Source organism: Pseudarthrobacter sulfonivorans, from assembly GCF_031454915.1.
Taxonomy (GTDB): domain Bacteria; phylum Actinomycetota; class Actinomycetes; order Actinomycetales; family Micrococcaceae; genus Arthrobacter; species Arthrobacter sulfonivorans_C.
In genome coordinates this window covers 454445-476433 of the sequence record NZ_JAVDRS010000002.1, presented here as the reverse complement: position 1 = coordinate 476433, position 21989 = coordinate 454445, and the positions used below count along the sequence as shown (strand labels likewise).

General features: G+C 65.0%; 21 protein-coding genes and 1 tRNA gene. 14 read left to right on the top strand and 8 right to left on the bottom strand.

Annotated features, from left to right (window positions below):
• Positions 1 to 162: 162 nt before the first annotated feature.
• The gene (locus tag J2808_RS06140; protein ID WP_309813214.1) at positions 163 to 864 is read left to right on the top strand and encodes a hypothetical protein; all 702 of its coding nucleotides are present in this window, start codon (positions 163 to 165) and stop codon (positions 862 to 864) included.
• A gap of 78 nt (positions 865 to 942) precedes the next feature.
• Here J2808_RS06140 and disA read toward each other — a convergent pair whose 3' ends face one another.
• On the bottom strand, positions 943 to 2019 hold the full coding sequence (disA, locus tag J2808_RS06135; protein WP_309813210.1) for a DNA integrity scanning diadenylate cyclase DisA: 1077 nt from the start codon (positions 2017 to 2019) through the stop codon (positions 943 to 945).
• A gap of 371 nt (positions 2020 to 2390) precedes the next feature.
• Here disA and J2808_RS06130 point away from each other — a divergent pair, with 371 nt between their 5' ends.
• From J2808_RS06130 to J2808_RS06105, 6 genes are all read left to right on the top strand, one after another.
• Positions 2391 to 4004, top strand: a complete 1614-nt coding sequence (locus J2808_RS06130) for a peptide chain release factor 3 (protein WP_309813207.1) — start codon at positions 2391 to 2393, stop codon at positions 4002 to 4004.
• A gap of 67 nt (positions 4005 to 4071) precedes the next feature.
• Positions 4072 to 5301 carry a beta-ketoacyl-[acyl-carrier-protein] synthase family protein gene (locus J2808_RS06125; RefSeq protein WP_309813203.1) on the top strand — a complete coding sequence of 410 codons (1230 nt, stop codon included), beginning with the start codon at positions 4072 to 4074 and terminating at the stop codon, positions 5299 to 5301.
• A gap of 149 nt (positions 5302 to 5450) precedes the next feature.
• Positions 5451 to 6362, top strand: a complete 912-nt coding sequence (locus J2808_RS06120) for a LysR substrate-binding domain-containing protein (protein ID WP_309813199.1) — start codon at positions 5451 to 5453, stop codon at positions 6360 to 6362.
• Entirely contained in the window at positions 6359 to 7459 is a 1101-nt protein-coding gene (locus tag J2808_RS06115; protein WP_309813195.1) for a mandelate racemase/muconate lactonizing enzyme family protein, read from the top strand. The genes J2808_RS06120 and J2808_RS06115 overlap by 4 nt, the downstream gene beginning before the upstream one ends.
• 196 nt (positions 7460 to 7655) lie before the next feature.
• Positions 7656 to 8504 (top strand): catechol 1,2-dioxygenase, encoded by an 849-nt coding sequence (gene catA, locus J2808_RS06110; RefSeq protein ID WP_309813190.1) that lies wholly within the window; start codon positions 7656 to 7658, stop codon positions 8502 to 8504.
• 152 nt (positions 8505 to 8656) lie between these two features.
• Positions 8657 to 9232 carry a flavin reductase family protein gene (locus tag J2808_RS06105; protein ID WP_309813187.1) on the top strand — a complete coding sequence of 192 codons (576 nt, stop codon included), beginning with the start codon at positions 8657 to 8659 and terminating at the stop codon, positions 9230 to 9232.
• Between the two features lie 40 nt (positions 9233 to 9272).
• On the opposite strand, the gene radA is transcribed toward J2808_RS06105, so the two are convergent.
• Both radA and J2808_RS06095 read right to left on the bottom strand, forming a co-directional pair.
• Entirely contained in the window at positions 9273 to 10646 is a 1374-nt protein-coding gene (gene radA / locus J2808_RS06100; protein WP_309813184.1) for a DNA repair protein RadA, read from the bottom strand.
• 73 nt (positions 10647 to 10719) lie between these two features.
• Entirely contained in the window at positions 10720 to 11847 is a 1128-nt protein-coding gene (locus J2808_RS06095; RefSeq protein ID WP_309813181.1) for an FUSC family protein, read from the bottom strand.
• A gap of 234 nt (positions 11848 to 12081) precedes the next feature.
• Here J2808_RS06095 and pstS point away from each other — a divergent pair, with 234 nt between their 5' ends.
• The 4 genes from pstS to pstB all read left to right on the top strand — a co-directional run bounded on the left by pstS (position 12082) and on the right by pstB (position 16210).
• Positions 12082 to 13200: a phosphate ABC transporter substrate-binding protein PstS gene (gene pstS, locus J2808_RS06090; protein WP_309813177.1), complete on the top strand. Its 1119-nt coding sequence runs from the start codon at positions 12082 to 12084 to the stop codon at positions 13198 to 13200.
• Between the two features lie 103 nt (positions 13201 to 13303).
• Positions 13304 to 14236, top strand: coding sequence for a phosphate ABC transporter permease subunit PstC (pstC, locus tag J2808_RS06085; RefSeq protein WP_309813174.1), 933 nt, complete (start codon positions 13304 to 13306; stop codon positions 14234 to 14236).
• Positions 14237 to 15349 carry a phosphate ABC transporter permease PstA gene (gene pstA / locus J2808_RS06080; RefSeq protein ID WP_309813173.1) on the top strand — a complete coding sequence of 371 codons (1113 nt, stop codon included), beginning with the start codon at positions 14237 to 14239 and terminating at the stop codon, positions 15347 to 15349.
• 81 nt (positions 15350 to 15430) lie between these two features.
• Positions 15431 to 16210: a phosphate ABC transporter ATP-binding protein PstB gene (gene pstB / locus J2808_RS06075; protein WP_309813170.1), complete on the top strand. Its 780-nt coding sequence runs from the start codon at positions 15431 to 15433 to the stop codon at positions 16208 to 16210.
• Positions 16211 to 16406: 196 nt separating this feature from the next.
• On the opposite strand, the gene J2808_RS06070 is transcribed toward pstB, so the two are convergent.
• The 3 genes from J2808_RS06070 to J2808_RS06060 form a co-directional block, all read right to left on the bottom strand.
• Positions 16407 to 17423 carry an inorganic phosphate transporter gene (locus tag J2808_RS06070; RefSeq protein WP_309813167.1) on the bottom strand — a complete coding sequence of 339 codons (1017 nt, stop codon included), beginning with the start codon at positions 17421 to 17423 and terminating at the stop codon, positions 16407 to 16409.
• Between the two features lies 1 nt (position 17424).
• Positions 17425 to 18042, bottom strand: a complete 618-nt coding sequence (locus J2808_RS06065; RefSeq protein WP_309813164.1) for a DUF47 domain-containing protein — start codon at positions 18040 to 18042, stop codon at positions 17425 to 17427.
• A gap of 267 nt (positions 18043 to 18309) precedes the next feature.
• Entirely contained in the window at positions 18310 to 18969 is a 660-nt protein-coding gene (locus tag J2808_RS06060) for a hypothetical protein (protein ID WP_164202932.1), read from the bottom strand.
• Positions 18970 to 19185: 216 nt separating this feature from the next.
• Between J2808_RS06060 and J2808_RS06055 the strand changes: the two genes are divergently transcribed.
• Positions 19186 to 19258: transfer RNA gene (locus J2808_RS06055), tRNA-Lys, on the top strand.
• Positions 19259 to 19353: 95 nt separating this feature from the next.
• On the opposite strand, the gene J2808_RS06050 is transcribed toward J2808_RS06055, so the two are convergent.
• Positions 19354 to 19734 (bottom strand): hypothetical protein, encoded by a 381-nt coding sequence (locus tag J2808_RS06050; protein WP_309813158.1) that lies wholly within the window; start codon positions 19732 to 19734, stop codon positions 19354 to 19356.
• A gap of 162 nt (positions 19735 to 19896) precedes the next feature.
• Positions 19897 to 20715 (bottom strand): ANTAR domain-containing protein, encoded by an 819-nt coding sequence (locus J2808_RS06045; protein ID WP_309813154.1) that lies wholly within the window; start codon positions 20713 to 20715, stop codon positions 19897 to 19899.
• Positions 20716 to 21114: 399 nt separating this feature from the next.
• Here J2808_RS06045 and J2808_RS06040 point away from each other — a divergent pair, with 399 nt between their 5' ends.
• A complete protein-coding gene (locus J2808_RS06040) occupies positions 21115 to 21351 on the top strand; it encodes a hypothetical protein (RefSeq protein ID WP_309814260.1) in 237 nt (78 codons plus the stop codon).
• A 46-nt stretch (positions 21352 to 21397) separates the two neighbouring features.
• Entirely contained in the window at positions 21398 to 21982 is a 585-nt protein-coding gene (locus tag J2808_RS06035) for an HhH-GPD-type base excision DNA repair protein (protein ID WP_309813151.1), read from the top strand.
• Positions 21983 to 21989 lie beyond the last annotated feature (7 nt).

Genomic DNA, 21989 nt, shown 5'->3' with positions numbered 1-21989 from the left:
TGGGGAGAGGGTTATAGCGTCGATCCCCACACTGTAGTTGATGCTTCGTGGCGCATGCCAAGACGCCCTGCAAGGCCGCCGTCGGCAAAGTGTGACCTTCGCGTTGGCTGGGCAACGGCGTGGTGGGCGGGCGGAATCCGGCCGGTTCTCTAGCCTAGAAGGATGGGCAGGCAGGGCAATTCATCACAGCGCAACACGGCATCCGCTACCGGTTCCCGGACCGGTTCCGGTTCGCCGCGAAAGCCGAGCCCCGCCGTCTACCGCCGCCGTCGACTGTTTGTGGGGATAGCCCTCCTGATGGTGCTGGGGCTGACGTTTGGCGGTTTTGCCGTGGCCGGTGCCTTCAATGGCACCGAGCAGGCGTCCTCCACCGACGGCGCGACGCCGGGCACCACCGGAGCGGCACCGGCTCCCAGCGATTCGCAGTCGGCAGCGCCCAGCAGCGCCCCTACGCCCACGCCCACTCCGACGCCCACGTGCAACCAGAACCTGGTCACAGTTTCGGGGTCGACGGATAAGCCTGCGTATGGCCCTGATGAGAAACCGCTCCTCAGCCTGAAGGTGACAAACGGCGGCACCATGCCCTGCGAAGTGAACATCGGGACGTCCCAGATGGAGTTCCTGGTGACCAGCGGACCGGACAGGATTTTCTCGTCCAAGGACTGCCAGGCCAAAAGCGAAGACCTCGTGAAGACCATCGCGCCGGGTGCCAGCGAGACGGCCAACTTCCCGTGGGCACAGAACCGCTCAATCGAAGGCTGCCAGCCCGTTGAGGCGAAGCCCGGCGGCGGCGGGGCCTATTACATTTTCACTGCAAAGCTCGGCTCGAGGGCAAGCCCCAAGGCAGTGTTCCAGCTCAACTGACGCCCGCACCCATCGAGGGAACCCGGCCGGTGGGGAGCAATCGATTGAGGTTGGCCGGTGGGGACCAGTCGGCGGGGATTACAGGAAACGGTCCAGCAGGCTCGCTTCGGCCATCCGGCTCAGGCCCTCGCGGACGGTCCGGGCGCGCTGGTCGCCGATACCGTCCACGGTCATCAGGTCATCGATGGTGGCCGCCATCAGGAACTGCAGGCCGCCGAAGTGGTCCACCAGGCGGTCCGCAACGGCTTTGGGAACCGCTTTGAGGCCGGAAAGCAGCCGGTATCCGCGGGGCTGAACTACGGCGTCCAGGTTGGCTTCGCCGCCTGCAAAACCTACGATTCCGGAGATCCTGCCGAGGTCGATCAGCTCGGTGGGGCCGAGGTTCACCAGGGCGCTTACGGCCTTTTCGATGTCGTCGGCTGAAGCGTCAGGGGAGGCGTAGTCGCGGATGATGACGTCGCTGCCCGGGCCACGGCCAACGGTCAGCTCATCCAGTTGGAGGGACAGGAGGCGGCCGTCCTCGCCGAGTTCCAGGACGTACTGCGAGATTTCTTCGGAGATGCGGCGGACCATTTCCTGGCGCTGCAGGGTGACGGCGACATCGCGGACTGTCACCATGGCTTCGATCTCCAGGGCGGACAGGGAACTGGTGACCTGGTCCAGTCTCGAGCGGTACCGCTCCAGGGTGGCAAGGGCCTGGTTGGCGCGGGCCAGGACCTTTTCGGATCCCTCCAGGACGTGCCGGAGACCGTTGACGTACAGGGCGATGATCTGCATGGACTGGCTGACGGAGATCACGGGGACGCCGGTCTGGATGGCCACGCGTTCGGCGGTGCGGTGCCTGGTGCCGGATTCCTGGGTTTCGATGCTGGAGTCCGGGACCAGCTGGACGGCGGCCCGCAGGATGTTTCCCGCGTCCTTGTCACAGATGATGGCGCCGTCCATCTTGGCCAGCTCGCGAAGCCTTGTGGGGGAGAAGTCGATGCCGATGTCGAAACCGCCCGAGCAGATGGATTCGATGGTCCGGTCGATGCCCAGGACTATCAGGGCGCCGGTGCGCCCCCGGAGGATGCGTTCCAGTCCATCGCGCAACGGCGTTCCCGGAGCCACTCTGCCCAGAGTCGCCTTGAGCGATTCTTCGGGGCTCCGCGCCATAGGTGTTCCCTTCAAAGGTGCGGACTGACGCCCGCAGAATGCCGGAATTCACACTCAGCCGGCAGGACCAAAAGTACTCATTTTCCCGCAAGGTCAATGATAGGGGTAAGAAACCCGAACAACCGCACGGGCTAGCCCTAAAGTGCCTCGTTAGGGGCTGCCGTCGAAAGGCGCGGAATGCATTCGACGGCGGTTGCCGGGTGGGCCACTTTGGTCCGGATGGCCCACCCGCGTTTCGGCTGTTGGGGTACCGGCATTGTAGGGTCGCGCCGCCGCTGCGATAAACTGGGATCTTGGCTGTCAGAGAGCCACGCTTCCCCTTAAGGCCTGCCGAGCGCCTTGGGGTACCCCACCGCAGCGAAAGTAGCACCGTGTCCCAAGATGTCCTTAGCCCCGCCCGGGTCAACGAGATTCACAAACAGGCGGCCCGGCGTCGGACCTTTGCTGTTATTTCGCACCCCGACGCCGGCAAGTCCACGCTCACCGAGGCCCTGGCGCTGCACGCGAAGGTGATCGGCACCGCCGGCGCCTCCAGCGGCAAAGCCAACCGCAAGGAAACGGTCTCGGACTGGATGCAAATGGAGAAGGACCGCGGCATCTCCATCAGCTCCGCCGCCCTGCAGTTCTCCTACCGGGACACGGTCATCAACCTGCTGGACACCCCCGGCCACGCGGACTTCTCCGAGGACACGTACCGCGTCCTGGCCGCCGTTGACTGCGCCGTGATGCTGGTTGACGCCGCCAAGGGCCTGGAAACCCAGACCATGAAGCTCTTTGAAGTCTGCAAGGCTCGGAACCTGCCCATCATCACCGTGATCAACAAATGGGACCGCCCCGGCCTTGACGCACTGGCCCTGATGGACGAAATTACCGAGCGGACCGGCCTGCAGCCCATGCCGCTGACCTGGGCCGTGGGCATCTCCGGCGACTTCCGCGGCGTCTGGGACCTCCGCAACGACCGCTTCGCCCGGTTCCAGCGCAACAATGCCGGCGCCAACATCGCGCTGACCGAGTACTTCACGCCGGAGGAAGCCGCGGAAAGCCAGGGCAACAACTGGTCCGACGCCGTGGACGAAGCCGGCCTGGTGATTGAATCCAACCTTGAGTTCGACGTCGATGCCTTCCATGCGGGCTCGGCCACGCCCATCCTGTTCAGCTCCGCCGCCCTGAACTTCGGCGTGAAGGAAATCCTGGACGCCCTGGTTGATTTCGCGCCGCCCGCAGCGCCCCGCCCGGATATCGAGGGCAGCCCCCGCGCCGTCGAGTCGCCGTTCTCCGGGTTCGTCTTCAAGGTCCAGGCCGGCATGAACAAAGCCCACCGTGACCACGTGGCCTTCATCCGCGTCTGCTCGGGCGTCTTCGAACGCGGCATGGTGGTCACCCAGACCCGGACCGGAAAGTCCTTCGCCACGAAGTACGCCCAGCAGGTGTTCGGCCGCGAACGCGAGGTCATCGACGAGGCCTACCCTGGCGACGTTGTGGGCCTGGTCAACGCCTCCTCGCTGCGCGTTGGCGACAGCCTCTTCCTCGAGGACGCCGTGGAGTACCCGGCCATTCCGCTGTTCGCCCCGGAGCACTTCCAGGTGGCAAGGTCCAAGGACCCCAGTAAGTTCAAGCAGTTCCGCCGCGGCATCGAGCAGCTCGAGCACGAGGGCGTCATCCAGGTGCTCCGCTCCGACGTCCGCGGCGACCAGGCGCCGGTGCTTGCCGCCGTCGGACCCATGCAGTTCGAAGTGGTGGAGGACCGGATGGCCCACGACTTCAGCGCGCCCATGCGGCTGGAACGCCTGCCGTACTCCATCGCCAGGATTTCGACGGCGGACGCCATGCCCGCGCTGGCCAACGTGCCGGGCGCTGAGGTACTGCTGCGGTCCGACGGCGAATACCTCGCCTTGTTCAACGACGTCTGGGCGCTCCGCCGGATCGAGAAGAACCACCCCGATCTGACCCTCGTGCCCATCGGCACGCACAACCCGGCGAAGTAGCCGTTCCCCCAAGCTGCGCCGGCAGACCCACCAGCACCCCTGAATAACCCGAGAGCCAGGAACAAAGATGTTTGCAGAACAACCCCGCGCGGTGATCACCGGCGCCGGCACTATCAACCCCCTCGGCTCCACCGTGGCCGAGACCTGGTCCGGTCTGGTGGCAGGGGATTCAGGCATCGCCGCGCTGGATGCGGACTGGGCGGAGCGGCTGCCCGTGCGCATGGCCGGGCAGGTCACCGCCGACCTCTCCGAGCATCTCACCACGCGCGAGCTGAAGCGGATGGACCGGTGCGGCCAGCTGGCGCTGGTGGCTGCCCGCGAAGCCTGGCAGCAGGCCGGGGCGCCGGACGTGGACCCCGAGCGGTTTGCAGTGGTGATCGGCTCTGCCTACGGCGGCCTTGGCTCCACCTTGGAGCAGGACCGCGCGCTGGCCAGCGGCGGCCCGCGCCGCGTGTCGCCGCACACCCTCACCCGCCTGATGGTTAATGGCCCCGCAGCCTGGGTGTCCATCGACCTCGGCGCCCGAGGCGGGGCACGCACGCCCGTCAGCGCCTGCGCGTCCGGCGCCGAAGCAATTGTCCAGGGTGCCGAAATGATCAGGTCCGGGGCGGCCGACGTCGTGATTGCCGGCGGCGTGGACGCGTCCGTGAACGATCTGGTGATCACCGGTTTTTCCCAGATCCGCGCCCTGTCTACGCGCAACGATGCGCCTCAGCGGGCGTCGCGCCCGTTCGACGCCGGCCGCGACGGCTTTGTCCTCGCAGAAGGTGCCGGGATTGTGGTGCTTGAGAGTGAAGCGCATGCCCGGGCACGCGGCGCCGCCGTCCTCGGCGCCGTGGCAGGCGGGGCGGTCACGTCCGACGCGAATGACATCGTGGCCGCCGACCCGGAGATGCAGCGGCGGGTCATGCAAAAGGCTCTTGCCTCGGCCGGCATGGAAGCCGCGGAGATCGGCTTCGTCCACGCCCATGCAACATCCACCCCGGTGGGGGACCGGCTTGAGGCCCAGGCCATCAACGCCATTTTTGGTGCTGACGTGCCGGTTACGTCCACCAAGGGCCACACCGGCCACCTGCTGGGTGGCGCCGGTGCCCTCGCTGCAGTTGTGGTGGTCCAGGCCCTGCAGACCGGACAGCTCCCGGGCACGGTGAACATCGATGAGCTGGACCCCGAAGTGAACCTGAACGTCGTCACGGAAAACGCCCACACGCTGGCTCCCGGCACCGCCCCCGCCGGCCTGGTGAACGCCTTCGGCTTCGGCGGGCACAGCGTTGCGCTCGTGATTACTGGGAGCTGACCGCCGGCCGCTCGGAGGTCAATACGGCGAGGTGTATTAGGACCTACAAGGTTCCAGTCGGCGGAAAATGCGTACTTCCTTTTACTAATACGCGCTCCTAGGCTTGATTTCAGCATGGCGGCACGCCGGCTCAACATGGAGGGGCATCATTGGAGACGCGTCATCTCAAGTACTTCATCGCCGTTGCAGAAGAGCGGCACTTCGGCAGGGCGGCTGCCAGGCTCCACATGGCACAGCCGCCGCTCTCCCAGCAGATCCGGCAGTTGGAGGAACAGCTGGGCACTCCGCTTTTTATCCGGACCACCCGGAAAGTGGAGCTGACGCCGGCAGGCCAGGTCCTGCTGGACCGGGGACGCGTCCTGCTTCAGGAGCTTGCCGTGCTCGAATCCGATGTGCGGCAGGTGGGCGACGGTGCAGCCGGGGTGCTGCGTGTGGGATTCACGGGCACCGCCACCTACCGGCTGATGCCTGTCATCGTCCAGGCTGCGCGCCGCACCCTTCCCGGACTGCGCATCACCGTCCAGGGCGAAATGCTGACGCCGCAGATGGAAACCGCGCTGGAGGAAGGCAGGCTAGACGCCGCCGTCCTGCGACCTCCGGTGCATTCATCGCGCATCGGCCTGAAGCTGCTGGAGCAGGACCAGCTGGTGGCAGCCCTGCCTGCCGATTCTCCGTGGGCAGAGAAAGGCAGCCTGGACCTGTCCGCCCTTTCGGCAGAGGGCTTCATCAGCTACCCGGGTTATTCAGCGGTCAGCAACATTTTTGTAGACGCCTGCCGGGGAGCTGGATTCCAGCCCAAGGTAATCCAGGAAGCCAAGGAGACCTCCACCCTGCTCTCCCTCGTGGCCGCCGGGATGGGCATCGCGCTGGTTCCCATGACGTCGCGGATGTTCTCCTTCCAGGGCGTCGCCTTCCGGCCGTTGCGCAACCCGCCGCCGGTGGACCTGGCCGTGGCATGGATAGCGGGCACCGAAACGCCGCTGCTGCGTAGTTTTCTGGAGCTTTTTGATGCCCTCCCTGGCTCCCATGCCCCGTCAGGGACGAAAGGCCCGACTCCATGAGAATCGAGCGCATCGAAGCCATCCCCTACGCCATCCCGTACGCGCGGCCGCTGAAGTTCGCCAGCGGAGAGGTGACCACCGCTGACCATGTCCTGATCCGCGTGCACACGGACACCGGGATCATGGGTGTGGCTGATACGCCTCCCCGGCCGTACACCTACGGCGAAACGCAGGATTCGATTGTCTCCGTGGTGAACAAAGTGTTCGCTCCGCAGCTGCTGGGGCTGGACCCGCTGGACCGGTCCAAAGTCCAGCAGATCCTGCGCCGGACCGTCCACAATCCCACAGCCAAAGGCGCCCTGGACATTGCGCTGTGGGACATCATCGGCGTCGCGCTCAGCACCCCCGTCCACAAGCTGCTGGGCGGCTTCACGGACAGTATGAGGGTGTCCCACATGCTCGGATTCAAGCCGGCCGCGGAGCTGCTGGCGGAAGCGCTCCGGTTCCGTGAGACCTATGGCATCGACACCTTCAAGCTCAAAACCGGGCGCCGGCCGCTGTCACTGGACATCGAAGCATGCCATGTGCTCCGCGAAGGCCTTGGAGCGGATACCGAAATCTACCTTGACGCGAACCGGGGCTGGACCGCCAACGAAGCCATGGAAGTGCTCCGCCGCACGGAAGGCCTTGGGCTGTCCATGCTGGAGGAGCCCTGCGACGCGGGTGAGGCCATGGGACGACGGCGGCTGGTACAGCATTCGAGCATCCCGATTGTTGGGGACGAAAGCCTCAGCACCCTCGGGGACGTGTCCCGTGAGCTGCTTTCCGGAGGCAGCAGCGGCGTCTGCATCAAGACCGCACGCAGCGGGTTCACCGAGGCGCAGAAAATCCTTGGGCTGTGCGAGGGGCTGGGGGTGGATGTCACCATGGGCAACCAGATCGACACTCAAGTGGGCAGTCTTGCCACGGTGACTTTCGGTGCCGCCTTCGAGTCCAGCTCCCGGCGCGCCGGCGAACTCTCCAATTTCCTGGACATGACCGATGACCTGCTGGCCGAGCCGCTGGAGATCGTGGCGGGCTCCATCAGGGTGCGGGAAGTGCCCGGCGTGGGCGCGGAAATCGACCCGGACAAACTCAAGAAGTACCGGCAGCAGTAGGCGACGGCGGCCGCCCTGCCGCCGTCGTGATTCATATGCAGTCCATTTCAATAGGGCTGAAATAGGTATTTCCCCTCGCTCAATTCCAGTCCTAGGGTTGAATCAACACTGGATGTGATGCAGCGCACAGTAGTCAGTTGGTCGGCACTTGGCGGGCATCCGGAAACCCACAGGATTCATCGACAAAGGAGTCAGCATGAGCACCGAAACCGAAGCCACAGCAGCAGCTTCTGGCGCAGGGGCAACCGCCCGGTTCCGGGAGAACAAGAAGTTTGCCGCCAGCACCAGCACCGAGCGGGTCGGTGCCCTGGCCGGCAGGATCATCAAAGCGGTCAACGACACCGTTCTGGACGAGAAAGTCACGTACGAGGAGTACAACGCCCTCAAAGCCTGGCTGATCAGGGTGGGCGAGGACGGCGAATGGCCGCTCTTCCTGGACGTCTGGGTGGAACATTCCGTTGAGGAAGTGGCCAACGCCAACCGCCACGGCTCCAAAGGCACCATTGAGGGCCCGTACTACATCCCCAACGCTCCCTCCCAGGACACACCGGCTACGTTGCCGATGCGCGAGGATGAGCCTGGCACGCCGCTCCTTTTCCAAGGCCAGGTCCGGAGTGTGGCAGGCGAACCGCTCGCCGGTGCCCTGATTGAGCTCTGGCATGCCGATGACCTGGGCTTCTACTCCCAGTTCGCGCCGGGCCTGCCCGAATGGAACCTGCGCGGCTGCATCATTGCCGACGACCAGGGCAACTTCCAGATCAACACCATGCAGCCTGCGCCGTACCAGATCCCCACGGACGGTGCCTGCGGCGCCCTCATCGCGGCTGCCGGCTGGCACGCCTGGCGGCCCGCACACCTGCACCTGAAGGTATCGGCACCCGGCCACCAGCTCATTACTACCCAGTTGTACTTTGAAGGCGACGAGCACGTTGCTGACGATATCGCCTCGGCGGTCAAGCCCGAGCTCGTCCTGGCTCCCGCCGATCGCGCTGACGGACACGGCCGTGAAGTCACCTACGACTTCGTCCTCGACCCCGAGGACTGACCTGAAGGACTGATCCACAGGATTGTGATCCAAGCGTCCAGCACGGGCGCACGCCATGCCGGCGGGGGCGGACATTCCGCCACCAGCCTTCCCCCTACGGCCCGCCCTGATGCCGCATTGCCAAAAATCAGGCCCCATCCAAGGAGGCAACGATGACTCAGGAAGCTGTCATGGTCCCGATTGATACCCGCGAACTCCGGCATGCATTCGGGAGATTTGCCACCGGAGTCACGGTTGTGACCTGCCGGTCCGAGGAAGGTGTGCCGCACGGCGCCACGGTGAACGCTTTCACCGCGGTGTCACTGGATCCGCCGCTCGCCCAGGTGACGCTGACCCGCACGTCGCGGGCTGCGCGCTACCTGGAAGGGGCCCCATTCGCCATCAACATCCTCTCCCTCGAGCAGATGCTTGTGGCCCTGCACTTTGCCGGGAAAGTCCTTGAGGATGAGCCCGAATGGGCGCTTGATGGCGACGTTCCAGTGCTGCTCAAGAATGCAGCAACGTTGGAGTGCCGGCCCTGGAACATCTACGACGGCGGCGACCACATCATCGTGGTGGGCGAAGTGATCTCCATGGACATCACCAAACGCGCCCCTCTGCTGTTCTTCGGCGGCAAGTTCCGCCATGTCGGGCCGCTGGTGGAGGGGGCGCCCTGGGACCACTCTGGAGACGCTCCGGAATCCGGGTGGTTTGCCGGCGCGGAAAGCTTCAAGCCCCTCAACACCTAGGCTGGGCCGACCGGCCACCTACCAGGCCAGCGGGCTCCGCCTAGCCGATCAGCAAACTCAGCGCCTCCGTGAGGTGCTCCACCTCGCGGACAGAGAACCCCGCCGGGACAGGTCCGGGGCCGTTATGGCTGGCCGGAACCACGGCGTGGGTGAACCCCAGCCGGTGGGCTTCCTGGATCCGCTGGTTAATGCCTGGCACGGGACGCACCTCGCCAGCCAGGCCCACTTCGCCGAAGGCGATCAGCCTGATGGGAAGCGGCTTGCGGGCCTTGGCGGAAGCCACGGCCAGGGCAACTGCCAGGTCCGTGGCGGGTTCGCTGAGCTTCACGCCGCCCACCGTTGCCACGTAGGAATCGTCCTTGTGCAGCAGGCAGCCGGCCCGCTGCTGCAGGACCGCCAGCAGCATGGACACACGGGAACTGTCCAGGCCGCTGGTGGCACGGCGGGGCTGCGAATTGGGGCTCTCGGCCAGCAACGACTGCACTTCAGCCAGCAGGGGCCGCCGCCCCTCCATGGTTACCGTGATGCACGTGCCGGAAACCGGCTCCTTGGTTCGGCTGACGAACAGCCCGCTGGGGTCCGTGAGGCCCTCGATCCCGTTCTCATTCAGGTCAAAACAGCCGACGTCGTCAGTAGGTCCATACCGGTTTTTCACCGCGCGCAGCATCCGGAGCCGGGAATGGCGTTCGCCTTCGAACTGGCACACCACGTCCACAAGGTGCTCCAGCAGGCGCGGCCCGGCGATGGACCCGTCCTTCGTCACATGGCCCACAAGCAGCGTGGTCATGTTGCGCCGCTTGGCTGCCGCGATGATGGACGCCGCCACCTCGCGCACCTGCGACACCCCGCCGGCGCTGCCGTCCACGTCCGCGCTGCTGAGGGTCTGGACAGAGTCCACAATCAGCAGGCGCGGCTCGATCTTTTCCACCTGCCCCAGGGCCTGCCCGAGGTCCGTTTCGGCTGAGAGATACAGGGAATCCGCGACGGCGTCGATCCGCTCCGCGCGCAGCTTCACCTGCGCGGCGGACTCCTCGCCGGTCACGTACAGGACGTCCTGCGCGGTGCGGGCGAACTTCGCAGCGACATCGAGAAGGAGCGTGGACTTGCCCACGCCCGGCTCGCCGGCCAGCAGAATCACAGCCCCCGGAATGAGTCCGCCACCCAGGACACGGTCCAGTTCGTCCACGCCCGTGGGCAGGAACGCCGCAGTGGTGGCGTCTATTTCGGCAATCCGCCGCGCCGGTTCCAGGACTGTAGTTGCCGCCGTCGTACGCGCGACGGCCGCGCCGGTTTCCTCAACGGTGCCCCACGCCTGGCACTCGCCGCAGCGCCCCACCCACTTGACCGTGGTCCAGCCACATTCGGCGCACTTGTATGCGGGCGCTTTGGAGGCGCGGGAAGTCTTAGTTGCCATGGGTTCCACCCTACTGGCGGCCACCGACATAGAGGGGACGGCACCAGGTTTCGACGAGCCCAACCACCGGCGGCTACAGGCCCGGCAGCACGTCCCGCGCCTCGCGGGCATCCATCCCGGTGGCCTCCAGCAGGTCCACCATCAATGGCCGGAACAGCATCACAACGGTCTCACCCTCCAGGCGTTGGACCTTGAGCAGCCTGGGGTGCAGCCGCAGCGCGATTTCACTGAGGTCCAGCCGGGCGGTGCGCAGGTGGGCGCGGCGGACGCCGTCGTGCGTTTCGGCGAGTCCCAGCGAAAGTTCATCGATCGCCGCCGCGGTATCCTGCAGCACCTCGGCGATGTTCTCGGTCGCCTCATCGGACAGTGCGGCATGGTTGATGGCGCTGGTGAGCCGGCGCGCAAAAACCCGGCTGTTGCGCAGGGCGAGATCGATGGAGTCCAACGATTGCGTGAGCCGCTCCAACTCGTCGCGGTGCCGGCGCTGGGCGGGTGCGAGGGTGGCCACCTCGCCGGAAGCGCGCAGTGAATGGCGCATCGCGTCCACGAGCGGCTGGCAGTTCCGGCCGCGGATCAGCGCGTGCCACGCCTGCGTGGAGTCGCTGTTAGTCAGGGCCGTGGCGCATTCCCGCAGCACTTCGGCCAGTTCGTGGAGCAGCTTCCGGACATCCTTGCGGGGTTCCCGGCGCGGATCCTTGGGCACAAGGATGGTCACCAGCAGCGCGAACACGCCGCCAATAATGGCGTCAATGCTGCGCGTGAACGGCCCGCCATCGGGCGCCGGCAGCAGCACAACGAGCAAGGACTGCAGACCCAGCTGCGTGGTGAAGATGTTGCCGCTGTCCAGGAAGCGGGCCAGCAGGATGGAGAACAGGAGGACGACGGCGGCCTGCCAGATTCCGCTGCCCAGCCAGTGCAGCAGCAGATCACCAACGGCAATGCCGATGGTGCAGCCCAGGCCCACCTCCATCACCCGGCGCAGGCGCGGGTCACGTGAGAAGCCCAGGGCAATCAGGGAGGAAGTTGCCGCGAACAGGGGACCGGAATGCCCCAGGACATACTCGGCGAAGGCGTAGGCGCCCACCGCGCACGCGGTCATCTGGACGGCGGGGAGCAGCGAGTTCCGGCTCCGGATCAGGCCCGTGCGGATCCGACCGCGCAGGAAACGCCTGCTTGCTGAGAGTCCTGCTGCTGCGGCCATGCGTTCCAGTCTATTTCCCGGTCAGGTCACTAGGGCCAAAAGTGTGACCTGCGCAATGGTGACGCCGCACATGTTGGCCAATGTCCAACCGTCGTTAACCTTACGTTCACTCTTGGCCGCCAATCCCGTTACCTGTGGACCCTAAATTCGATGAAGGTACAAAACGTACGCATCGCGCTGCAGGGCGTCTCCGGCCCTGCCCGCTACTGAATAACCCTGGAAGGGGTACATCTAGTGAAGGCACTCCGTTTCGGCCGCCACGCGGCTATCGCTGTTATCGCAGCCGGCGCACTCGCGCTCACCGCCTGCGGTTCAGACAACGCCACGGGCACCACGCCTGCCGGCACCCAGACTTCCGGCACGAAGGTGACCGGCACGCTCACCGGCATCGGCGCCTCCTCCACCGGTCCGGCCATGGACGCCTGGAAGGCCGGCTTCGCCGCCGCCAACTCCGGTGCCACTGTGCAGTACTCCCCGGACGGCTCCGGCGCAGGCCGCAAGGCCATCATCGACGGCTCGGCCCAGTTCGCCGGCTCAGACGCGTACCTCAAGGACGAAGAACTGGCCAGCTCCAAGGCCCAGTGCGGTCCCGATGGCGCCCTCAACATTCCGGTGTACATCTCCCCGATCGCCGTGGCATTCAACCTCCCGGACATCACCGAGCTGAAGCTTGACGCTCCCACACTCGCCAAGATCTTCCGCGGCGAGATCGCCAAATGGAACGATCCGGCTATTGCCGCCCTGAACGAAGGCGTCAAGCTCCCGGACCTGAAGGTCACGCCGGTGAACCGCTCTGACGACTCCGGCACCACCACCAACTTCACCGACTACCTCGCCGCAGCTGCACCCGAGGTCTGGACCGACGAGGCCGACGGCGTATGGCCCGCGAGCCTGAAGGGTGAAAATGCCAAGGGCACGTCCGGCGTCGTCAAGACCGTCACCGACACCCCGGGCGCCGTGACCTACGCGGATGACTCCGCCGTGGGCGGCAAGCTGGGCACCGCCTCCATCAAGGTGGGTGAAGAGTTCGTCAAGATCTCCGCCGAAGCTGCTGCCAAGGCTGTTGAAGCCGGCAAGCCGGTCGAAGGCCGCTCCGCCACCGACGTGGCCATCAAACTGGACCGCAAGACCACCGCTGCGGGCGCCTACCCGATCGTCCTGGTTTCCTACCACGTTGTCTGCTCCACCTACGACAAGCAGGAGACCGTTGACCTGGTCAAGGCCTTCGAAAGCTACGTAGTCTCGGACGCTGGCCAGAAGACGGCTGCTGAGTCCGCGAAGTCTGCACCGCTCTCCCCGGCTCTCGCCGAGAAGGCCAACAAGGCCATCGAATCCATCAAGGTCAAGTCCTAAATACCTGCCTTGAACCGAGTTCCCCGCCACGCCGAAAGGCGGGGCGGGGAACTTGGCTTTTGTAAGCTAGCTATTGGCACCACCACAAACCGAAGGGTCTGGAATGACCGCCACCCCCCTGAGTAGTTCCCAGGGCGCAGGCCGCGCCGGGGATAAGATCTTTTCCGGAGCCGCACTGGCCGCCGGGTGCCTCATCCTCGCCGTCCTCTTCGGCGTGGCGCTTTTCCTGGTTGTCCAGGCCATTCCGGCACTGACAGCACCGGCCGCCGAAATCCAAGGCGGAGCAGGCTTCTTCGCCTACATCTGGCCGATTGTGATCGGCACCCTCATCGCCGCAACCATTGCCCTGGTGATCGCCACCCCCATCGCCATTGGCGTAGCCCTGTTCATCTCGCACTTCGCGCCGCGCGGGCTTGCCACCAGCCTTGGCTACGTTGTTGACCTCCTGGCCGCCATCCCGTCGGTGATCTACGGTGCCTGGGGCGCAGCGTTCCTTGCCAAGGAGATCTCCCCGGCGTACAACTGGCTCGCCGAGAACATGGGCTGGCTGCCCATCTTCCAGGGGCCCGCATCGGCCACCGGCAAGACCATCCTGACTGCGGGCATTGTGCTTTCGGTGATGGTCCTGCCCATCATCACGTCCCTGAGCCGTGAAATCTTCCTGCAGACCCCCAAACTGCACGAGGAAGCGGCTCTGGCGCTCGGCGCAACGCGCTGGGAAATGATCAAGATGTCGGTCCTTCCGTTCGCCCGCCCGGGCATCATCAGCGCCGTTATGCTGGGCTTGGGCCGCGCGCTGGGCGAGACCATGGCCGTGGCGCTGGTCCTTTCCTCGGGAGCCCTGACCGCCAGCCTGATTACGTCCGGCAACCAGACCATTGCTGCGGAAATCGCCCTGAACTTCCCCGAAGCCAGCGGCCTCAAGGTCAGCACGCTGATCGCCGCCGGCCTGGTCCTGTTCGTCATCACGCTGGCTGTGAACATGATCGCCCGCTGGATCATCAGCCGGCACAAAGAATTCTCGGGAGCAAACTAAATGTCCTCCACTCTCACACCGGTGCGCAGCAAGCGTTCAGCCCTCACCAAGGGCCAGCTGCCGTCCTACGCACCGTATGTTGTCCTGGCAGCCGCCCTCATCGTTGGTGCGGCGATCCTGGCACTGATCGGTTTTAACGCCTTTGGCTGGGGAATCGTCTCGGCCGTGCTCTTCGCCATTGGCCTGGTCAGCTGGAGCGGCGTCGTCGAAGGCTCCCGCAAAGCCAAGGACAAGCTGGCCACCTGCCTGGTGGTGGGCTCGTTCCTGATCGCGCTGCTCCCCTTGATCTCCGTGATCTGGACGGTGCTGGTCAACGGCATCCCCGGCCTCATCGCCCCCGGGTTCCTCACCAGCTCCATGAACGGCGTCACGGGCGTCTACGACAACCGGGCAGTCGAAGAGGGCGCCCCGGTCATCGGCGGCATCTACCACGCATTGATCGGCACCATCCAGATGACGCTGGTTGCCACCTTCATTTCCGTGCCCGTCGGCCTGCTGACAGCCATTTACCTTGTGGAGTACGGCAACGATGGCCGGCTGGCCCGTGCCATCACGTTCTTCGTGGACGTTATGACCGGTATCCCGTCCATCGTCGCCGGCCTCTTCGCGGCAGCTTTCTTCTTCGCAGTGGTTGGGCCGGGCACCAAAACCGGTGCAGTCGCCGCCGTGGCGCTTTCCGTGCTGATGATCCCCGTGGTGGTGCGGTCGAGTGAAGAAATGCTGAAGATCGTCCCCAACGAGCTGCGCGAAGCAGCCTACGCGCTGGGCGTGCGGAAGTGGCGCACCATCATCAAGGTGGTCATCCCGACGGCGATCTCCGGCATCGCTTCCGGCGTCACCCTCGCGATCGCCCGTGTCATCGGTGAGACCGCGCCCATCCTGGTCACCGCCGGGTTCGCCACCAGCATCAACAACAACGTCTTCAGCGGCTGGATGGCCTCGCTGCCCACGTTTATCTACACCCAGATCCTGAACCCCACGTCGCCGGCCAACCCCGACCCGTCCTCGCAGCGGGCCTGGGGCGCGGCCTTGGTGCTGATCATCCTGGTGATGGTCCTGAACCTCGGTGCCCGCCTGATCGCCAGGATTTTTGCCCCCAAGACGGGCCGCTGAAAAAGTTTTCGGCAGGCCGTTCCGGTCCTCGCGACCAAACCCTAGACTTCAATCCGTACCCCCAGCAAGTGAAGGAACATCATGTCTAAGCGCATCGACGTCAAAGACCTGAACGTGTACTACGGCGATTTTCTGGCCGTGGAGGATGTCAGCATCAACATCGAGGCCAAGTCCGTGACGGCCTTCATTGGTCCCTCAGGCTGTGGCAAGTCCACGTTCCTGCGCACCCTGAACCGCATGCACGAGGTGCTCCCCGGCGCCCGTGTTGAAGGTGAAGTCCTGCTGGACGGCGACAACCTGTACGGACCGGGCGTTGACCCCGTGGCCGTGCGTTCGCAGATCGGCATGGTCTTCCAGCGGCCCAACCCGTTCCCCACCATGTCCATCCGGGACAACGTGCTGGCCGGTGTGAAGCTCAACAACAAGAAGATCTCCAAGGGCGAGGCTGACGCCCTGGTGGAAAGCTCGCTTCGGGGCGCCAACCTGTGGAACGAGGTCAAGGACCGCCTGGAGAAGCCGGGCTCGGGCTTGTCCGGCGGCCAGCAGCAGCGTCTCTGCATTGCCCGCGCCATCGCCGTGGAACCGCAGGTGATCCTCATGGACGAGCCGTGCTCGGCGCTGGACCCCATCTCCACGCTGGCCATCGAAGACCTCATCAATGAGCTCAAGGACCAGTACACCGTGGTGATCGTGACGCATAACATGCAGCAGGCCGCACGCGTCTCCGACAAGACGGCGTTCTTCAACATCGCCGGGACCGGCAAGCCGGGCAAGCTGATCGAATATGGGAACACCCAGAACATCTTCAGCAACCCCACGGTGAAGGCCACCGAAGACTACGTGTCCGGCCGCTTCGGATAGTCCCCACCGCCGCCCTAACCTCGCAAGCTCGGCCAGGGAACCCTGGCGGCGTGGGCCCACCAGCCGCTCGCAAGCTCGGCCAGGGAACCCTGCCGGCGTGGGCCCAGGGCCCTTTTGACAGCTCAAAAGGGCCTTTACGGAGCAGTCGATTCTGTGTTTTAAGGGGCCTTCGTTTGAGGAGCATCCCGGGCTGCCCTTAGACGCTTGACAGGGGTGACAGAGCCAGCGCGAACACAAAGGCCATGACCGCGGCCGCCGCTGGCGTGAGAACCCATAGCCCCAGGATCTCCATAACCAGTTTCCGGTTGGTCACCGCAAAGTGCTGGTTCCCGCCGGCGCCCAGCACGGAGGACGTCACGGTGTGAGTCGATGAGAGGGGTGCATGCATCGCAATGGCGCCCACAAACAGCATGATGGCGCTGAACGTCTGCGCCACCGAGCCGCGTAACGGATCAACCCTGGTGATCTTGTAGCCGATGGTGTGTCCAATCCGCCAGCCGCCAAACAGCGTCCCGGCGGTGATCATGATGGCGGCCACCAGTGCCACCCAGACAGGATAGCTCCCGCCGTCGGCATAACCGGCCGCGACCAGGGCGAGCAGCAGCACGGCGCCTACCCGCTGGCCGTCCTGCAGGCCGTGGCCGAATGCCACGGCCCCGGCCGCGATGGCCTGGCTGCGGCGGAAGCGCTGGTTGACCACGTTGGGCTGGGTATGGCGCGCCGCCCACGTTGCCGGAAAAACCAGCAGGTACGCGCCGACGTAGGCCACGATGGGGGACAGGAGCAGCGGCAGGATCACCTGGACCAGCAGTGACCGGTCAACTCCGCCCACGCCCAGGCCTCCCACCGTAAGGCTGGCCATGCCCGCGCCGGCCAGGCCGCCCACCAGTGCGTGAGTGGAGGAGGAAGGCATGCCGCGCCACCACATCAGCAGGCCCCAGACGCAGGCACTGGCCACAGCCGCAATCAGGATGCTCAGGCCGCTGGTCCCGTCAGGAACGTGGATCCAGGTGCGGCTGACAGCCACCACAAGGCTGGCGCTGAGCAGGGCGCCCAGCAGGTTGAAGAGGGCGGCCAGCAGGACGGCCACACTGGGCGTGAGAGCCCTGGTGCGGACTGCAAGCGCGACGGCGTTGGAGACGTCCCGGAAGCCGTTGAGGAAGGCGAACGCCGCAGTCAGCAGGACCACGGCGCCGAAAATCACTGCTGTCACGTCAGGATTCCTTGACGATGATGCTGCCTACCTGGGTGGCGATGCGGCGCATGTCCTTGGTGACTTCCACGAGCTGGTTGGCGACGTCGCGGTTTCGGGAGTACTGCGCCCATTTCATGTCCCGGATCATGTCTGCCACCCAGACCCGGTGCGTCCGTTCCGCGCGTTTGGCCAGCCTGAGGATCTCGATCCAGTAGTCCTCGAGGTCATCGAGGTTGTCGAGCCGTCGCATGGCGTCCACGGTGAGTTCGGCCTGCCGGCTGATGATCTCCAGCTGGTCCGCGGCGCGCTTGGGCAGCCGGTCCAGCTTGTAGAGGGACACGAGTTCCGCGGCGCCGTCCAGCTTTTCGAGGGCCTCATTGAGATAGCGCGACAGGGAGTACATGTCTTCGCGGGGGAGCGGGTTCACGAAGCTGGTGCGCATGTGGGTGAGCAGGGCGAAGTGCAGCTCGGCAGATTTTGCCTCGTGGTTGTGCATGTCGTCCACGAGCTTGGCGTGCTCAGTGGCGGGGACACCCAGGAGCTCGGCCAGGGTGGCGCTGGCGTGCACAATTTGCTGGGCCATCTGGGATAACAGGGTCAGCCCTGCAGGCTCCTGGGGAAAAAGGCGCAGCTTCACGTTGGGTTACCGGTCTCCGGGTATGGACTGGGTCGGGGGCCGCCCACTGTGACTTGACGCAGGCCGGCAACTGGTTTTGATTCTACCCGGCCCCTGCCCGTGGCCTGTAAGCAGGCATAAAAATGGTGCCGAACCGGATACGCCTCTCGGCGGTAGGCCGCTCTAGGCGGCTAAATGTTGAAGCCCGGGGGTTTCGCGGTTCGACACCAGTTTCAGTGTTCTACGTCGGCTGGCTCAAGTCAACATTGACAGATCGGGCCTGCTGGGTCAGTCGAGCTCGCCCAGGCGCCAGGCATTCGCCGCATGTTCAAGGTCTTCAGCGGTCTTTACGAGCTGGTGTGAGTTGCGCGTGAGCTTGCTCGCGTGGGCCTCATTGCCGTGTTCGGCACCATCGGCGAGGGTCGCCTGGCCGAGCGCCACCACGCGGCAGAAAGCGGCGGAACGTTCCAGCGCGACGTCGAACTCGCCGTCGAACGCGCCCGAAAGAATGGCGTCAGCCATGGCCCGCATTTCCTCGGCTCCCGGTGGTTCAGCAGCGCCGGCCACCACATGGGAGACCTGCGCGGTGTCTTTGCCCGCGCGGAAGTAGACCGAGATCCGTTCCGGATCCTGGACCGTGGCCGCGCGGAGTGCATACAGCCGCCAGAGGGCGCCCGGCAGGGACCGTGCGGGGCTTTCGGCCCACATCTCGGCGATGGCTTCCAGGCCCTGTTCATCCGTCAGTTTGACCAGCCGTTCAGTGATGACGGGGTCGTCGCTGTCGCGGCCGTGGCGCACCAGCGCCTGGGCAGCAAGATGTGCCGCCTCGGAAACGCGCGCAGGATCCGGGCCGCCGGCGAACGGCTCAAAGTCGATGGGGGCGAACGGCTTGGGCTTGTGATGCCGGTTGGCGCCGCCGTAGTGACTGGGTCCTGCTTGCTCGCTCATGCCCCCCACGCTACTCCTGTGCCGTGCGGGAAATCGAGTACTGCCGGTAAGCAGGATGAAGGCTGCCGGGCGCGGTGAAATTGTGCAGAAGCAGGAACGCACGACGGCGGCGCGCACCTTGCGCGACAACATGCGTGCAAAGCGGTCCCCTGCGTGGGGTAGAGTATCTATCGTCCAGAAATGGACTGGGCTGATCGGTCGTTTGACCGTCGGCTGGGGCCTTTAGCTCAGTTGGTAGAGCATCGGACTTTTAATCCGTGGGTCGTGGGTTCGATCCCCACAGGGCCCACCCACGCGGAAAGACCAGAGACATATCGTCTTTGGTCTTTTTGCTTTAACCCTTTAGCCCGTCACGTCCGCCCTGCGGCCTGAGCTCCGGCAAGCTCAGCTCAGCGACAGCACAAGGTAGAGCAGCGCCAGTACGAGCGCCACGGGCGTCATGGTGAGGCGCTCCGGCTTGCTGCGCGATATCCCGTTCATCACACCGCCCACGGCAAAGTAGGCGGTGAGCACCCAGGCGGATACGTCTGTGAACGGCCCGCTGATGAGCGGTCCCGCCAGCCCTGTCCTCGCCAGGGCGACGTAGGCGAATACCCCGTACAGGGCAAGGGATACCGCGCTGCCGATCCGCAGGTTCCGTGGCAGGACCCTGTGCTGTCCGCCCCAGGCCAGATGGCCAAGAGGCGCACCGGCTATCAGCGCTACCTGGAAGATGGCAAGCGAGCCAAGGATCGCAGTAGCAATGAGCGCACAAATCTGAACCATTTATCACCCAATCGTTTCCCTGGCACCGCCATCCCGGCGCAGAGTTATGGCTAATCTAGCTCAGTGGTTCTGGCCTGTAGGCAAACGTAGGTTGATGTCTGGACCAACGCCGGGGCAACACCAACAGCATTGACCAGCGACGGCGCCGCCCGTACTGCTGTCTTAGTGTTCGAAATGCGTGTGGGGTGCGCCGCCGGGAAGTTTCTCCAGGATGCCCTCGGCCACTTTTCGCAGCTTGAGGTTCCGGTGGCTCGACGCCTTGGCGATGATGGCAATAGCTTCGTTGTAGGAGCACCTGTTCTGCGCCATGATCACTCCACAGGCGATGTCGATGGAGGTCCGGCTTTCGAGGGCCGACTGCAGGTCCGACGCCCGGATAATGGTGGTCTGCAGCTCCAGGACCAGCCTGAGGCCGCGTGCCGCGAGCTCGGCGAAATTGCGGGCGCCGGCGATGACCTGAAGCGGGAACGCCTGGACGCCCGGTGCGAAGAACGCGAGGGCGGCCTCGGCGCCATCATCGAGGCGGAGCCGCAGGCCAAGGACGCTGTCGAATCCGGCCTGCTGCAGGTGCGGCCGGTAACGTGCCCAGCGGAAGTCCGAAGGCACATGGTTCATGGCCACGGTGCCGTTGCCGGTCAGGGCTTCGGTCAGGGGGCCTTCGGCCACTTCCTGCTCCAGCCGGGCCAGCCGGGCAGTTTGCATGGTTGTACCGGCGGTGGCAGGGAGGCTCTTAACCCTTTTCAGCATCATGCCGCATTCCACCGGTGAGTCAGTGAGCCTGCTCAGGGTTACCGACGCCGTCCGGGTCAGGATGTCGAGGGAGTCGGCGAGGCTTTTCGCGCCGGTGGCCAGATCGGGGATGTACCCTGCGGCGCTTCCGGTGCCGATTTCAGTGCCGGCCGGTGCTTGCGATTGGCCGGGAGTCTGGCCAGACGGAGTCGGTGAATGTCCGGCCGCATGCTGGGTTTGGTGTGACGCCACTGACCGCCTGCCTGCAGACGCGTGGGTCGATGAAACCTGTGAAGGGGAATACTTCATGGCCGGTTTCCGCAATGTCGCGTGCCCGGTTGTCGCATCACATGACGAGCCGGGACGAAGGAAGCGGGGAGCAGAAACCCGGCGGTCAGAGGGCCGGCGACGGCTGGGGGAGAGGCCTTGGTCTCGAAGACCTCCTCGTCGCCGGCCCCGCTCACTTCCCGGATCCGTAGGTCCGGGAAAACGTGGCTGCTAAGTCCAGTATTCATTCCTTCTCACGCCCCCTAGTGAGACATCCAACCCAGTGAGATAGCGAGTCTTGGCTCTAAGTCGAAGGTAGTTGGGGCGGAGTGCCGGGCGTACGCGTAATCGGTACTCGTCTTTGAAATTAGGTAGTACTTGGTTTTGCCGATCATTACTCATGATCTTGGCCGGATTAGCGTCTTCTATAACGTTGTAAATTTCGAGCAAGGAGGACCAATCCATGAGCGCAATAAGGATCCGTACTGGCAGGCCACGGTGGAGGATTCGACGTCGGTCCTGCCGGCCGGGAATGTGAGTGTCAAGGCCGACGGCGGCCGGCTCACCGCGGAACTCCCCGCTGTGTCCTGGTCGATGATCCGGCTGGCTGTGGCGTCATGACCCTCCAGAACTCCGGGTCATGACGCACGCAGCCGGAGGTGGAAAGATGAGGGCCATGGAACTGCATATCACCGGTGATCCGGCTGCCGACCAACTGCTCACTGATGATGCGTTTGCACTGCTGACCGGCATGTTGCTGGATCAGCAGGTGACCATGGAATCCGCCTTTGCCGGGCCCGAAAAAATCCGGGCACGCATCGGCTCGATCGCCCCGGCGGCCGTGGCTGCCTACGAGCCGGAGGCGTTCGTCGAGGTGTTCAAGGAACGGCCCGCGGTCCACCGCTTTCCGGGCTCGATGGCAGCGCGCGTGCAGGCACTTGCCGAGACGGTGCAGCACCACTGGGACGGCGACGCGACCCTGATCTGGACCAAGGGCGAGCCGGACGGCAAGGAAGTGCTGCGCCGGCTGCAGGCACTGCCAGGATTTGGGGAGCAGAAGGCAAAGATCTTCCTTGCCCTCCTCGGCAAGCAGTGCGGGCTGCAAGCGCCCGGCTGGCGCGAGGCCGCCGGCCACTACGGCCAGGAGGATGCCTTCCTCTCGGTTGCCGACATCGTCAGCCCTGAATCGCTCGTCAAGGTGCGGGCCAGCAAACAGGCAGCCAAGGCGGCGGCGAAGGCTGCCAAAGGCTGACCGCCCA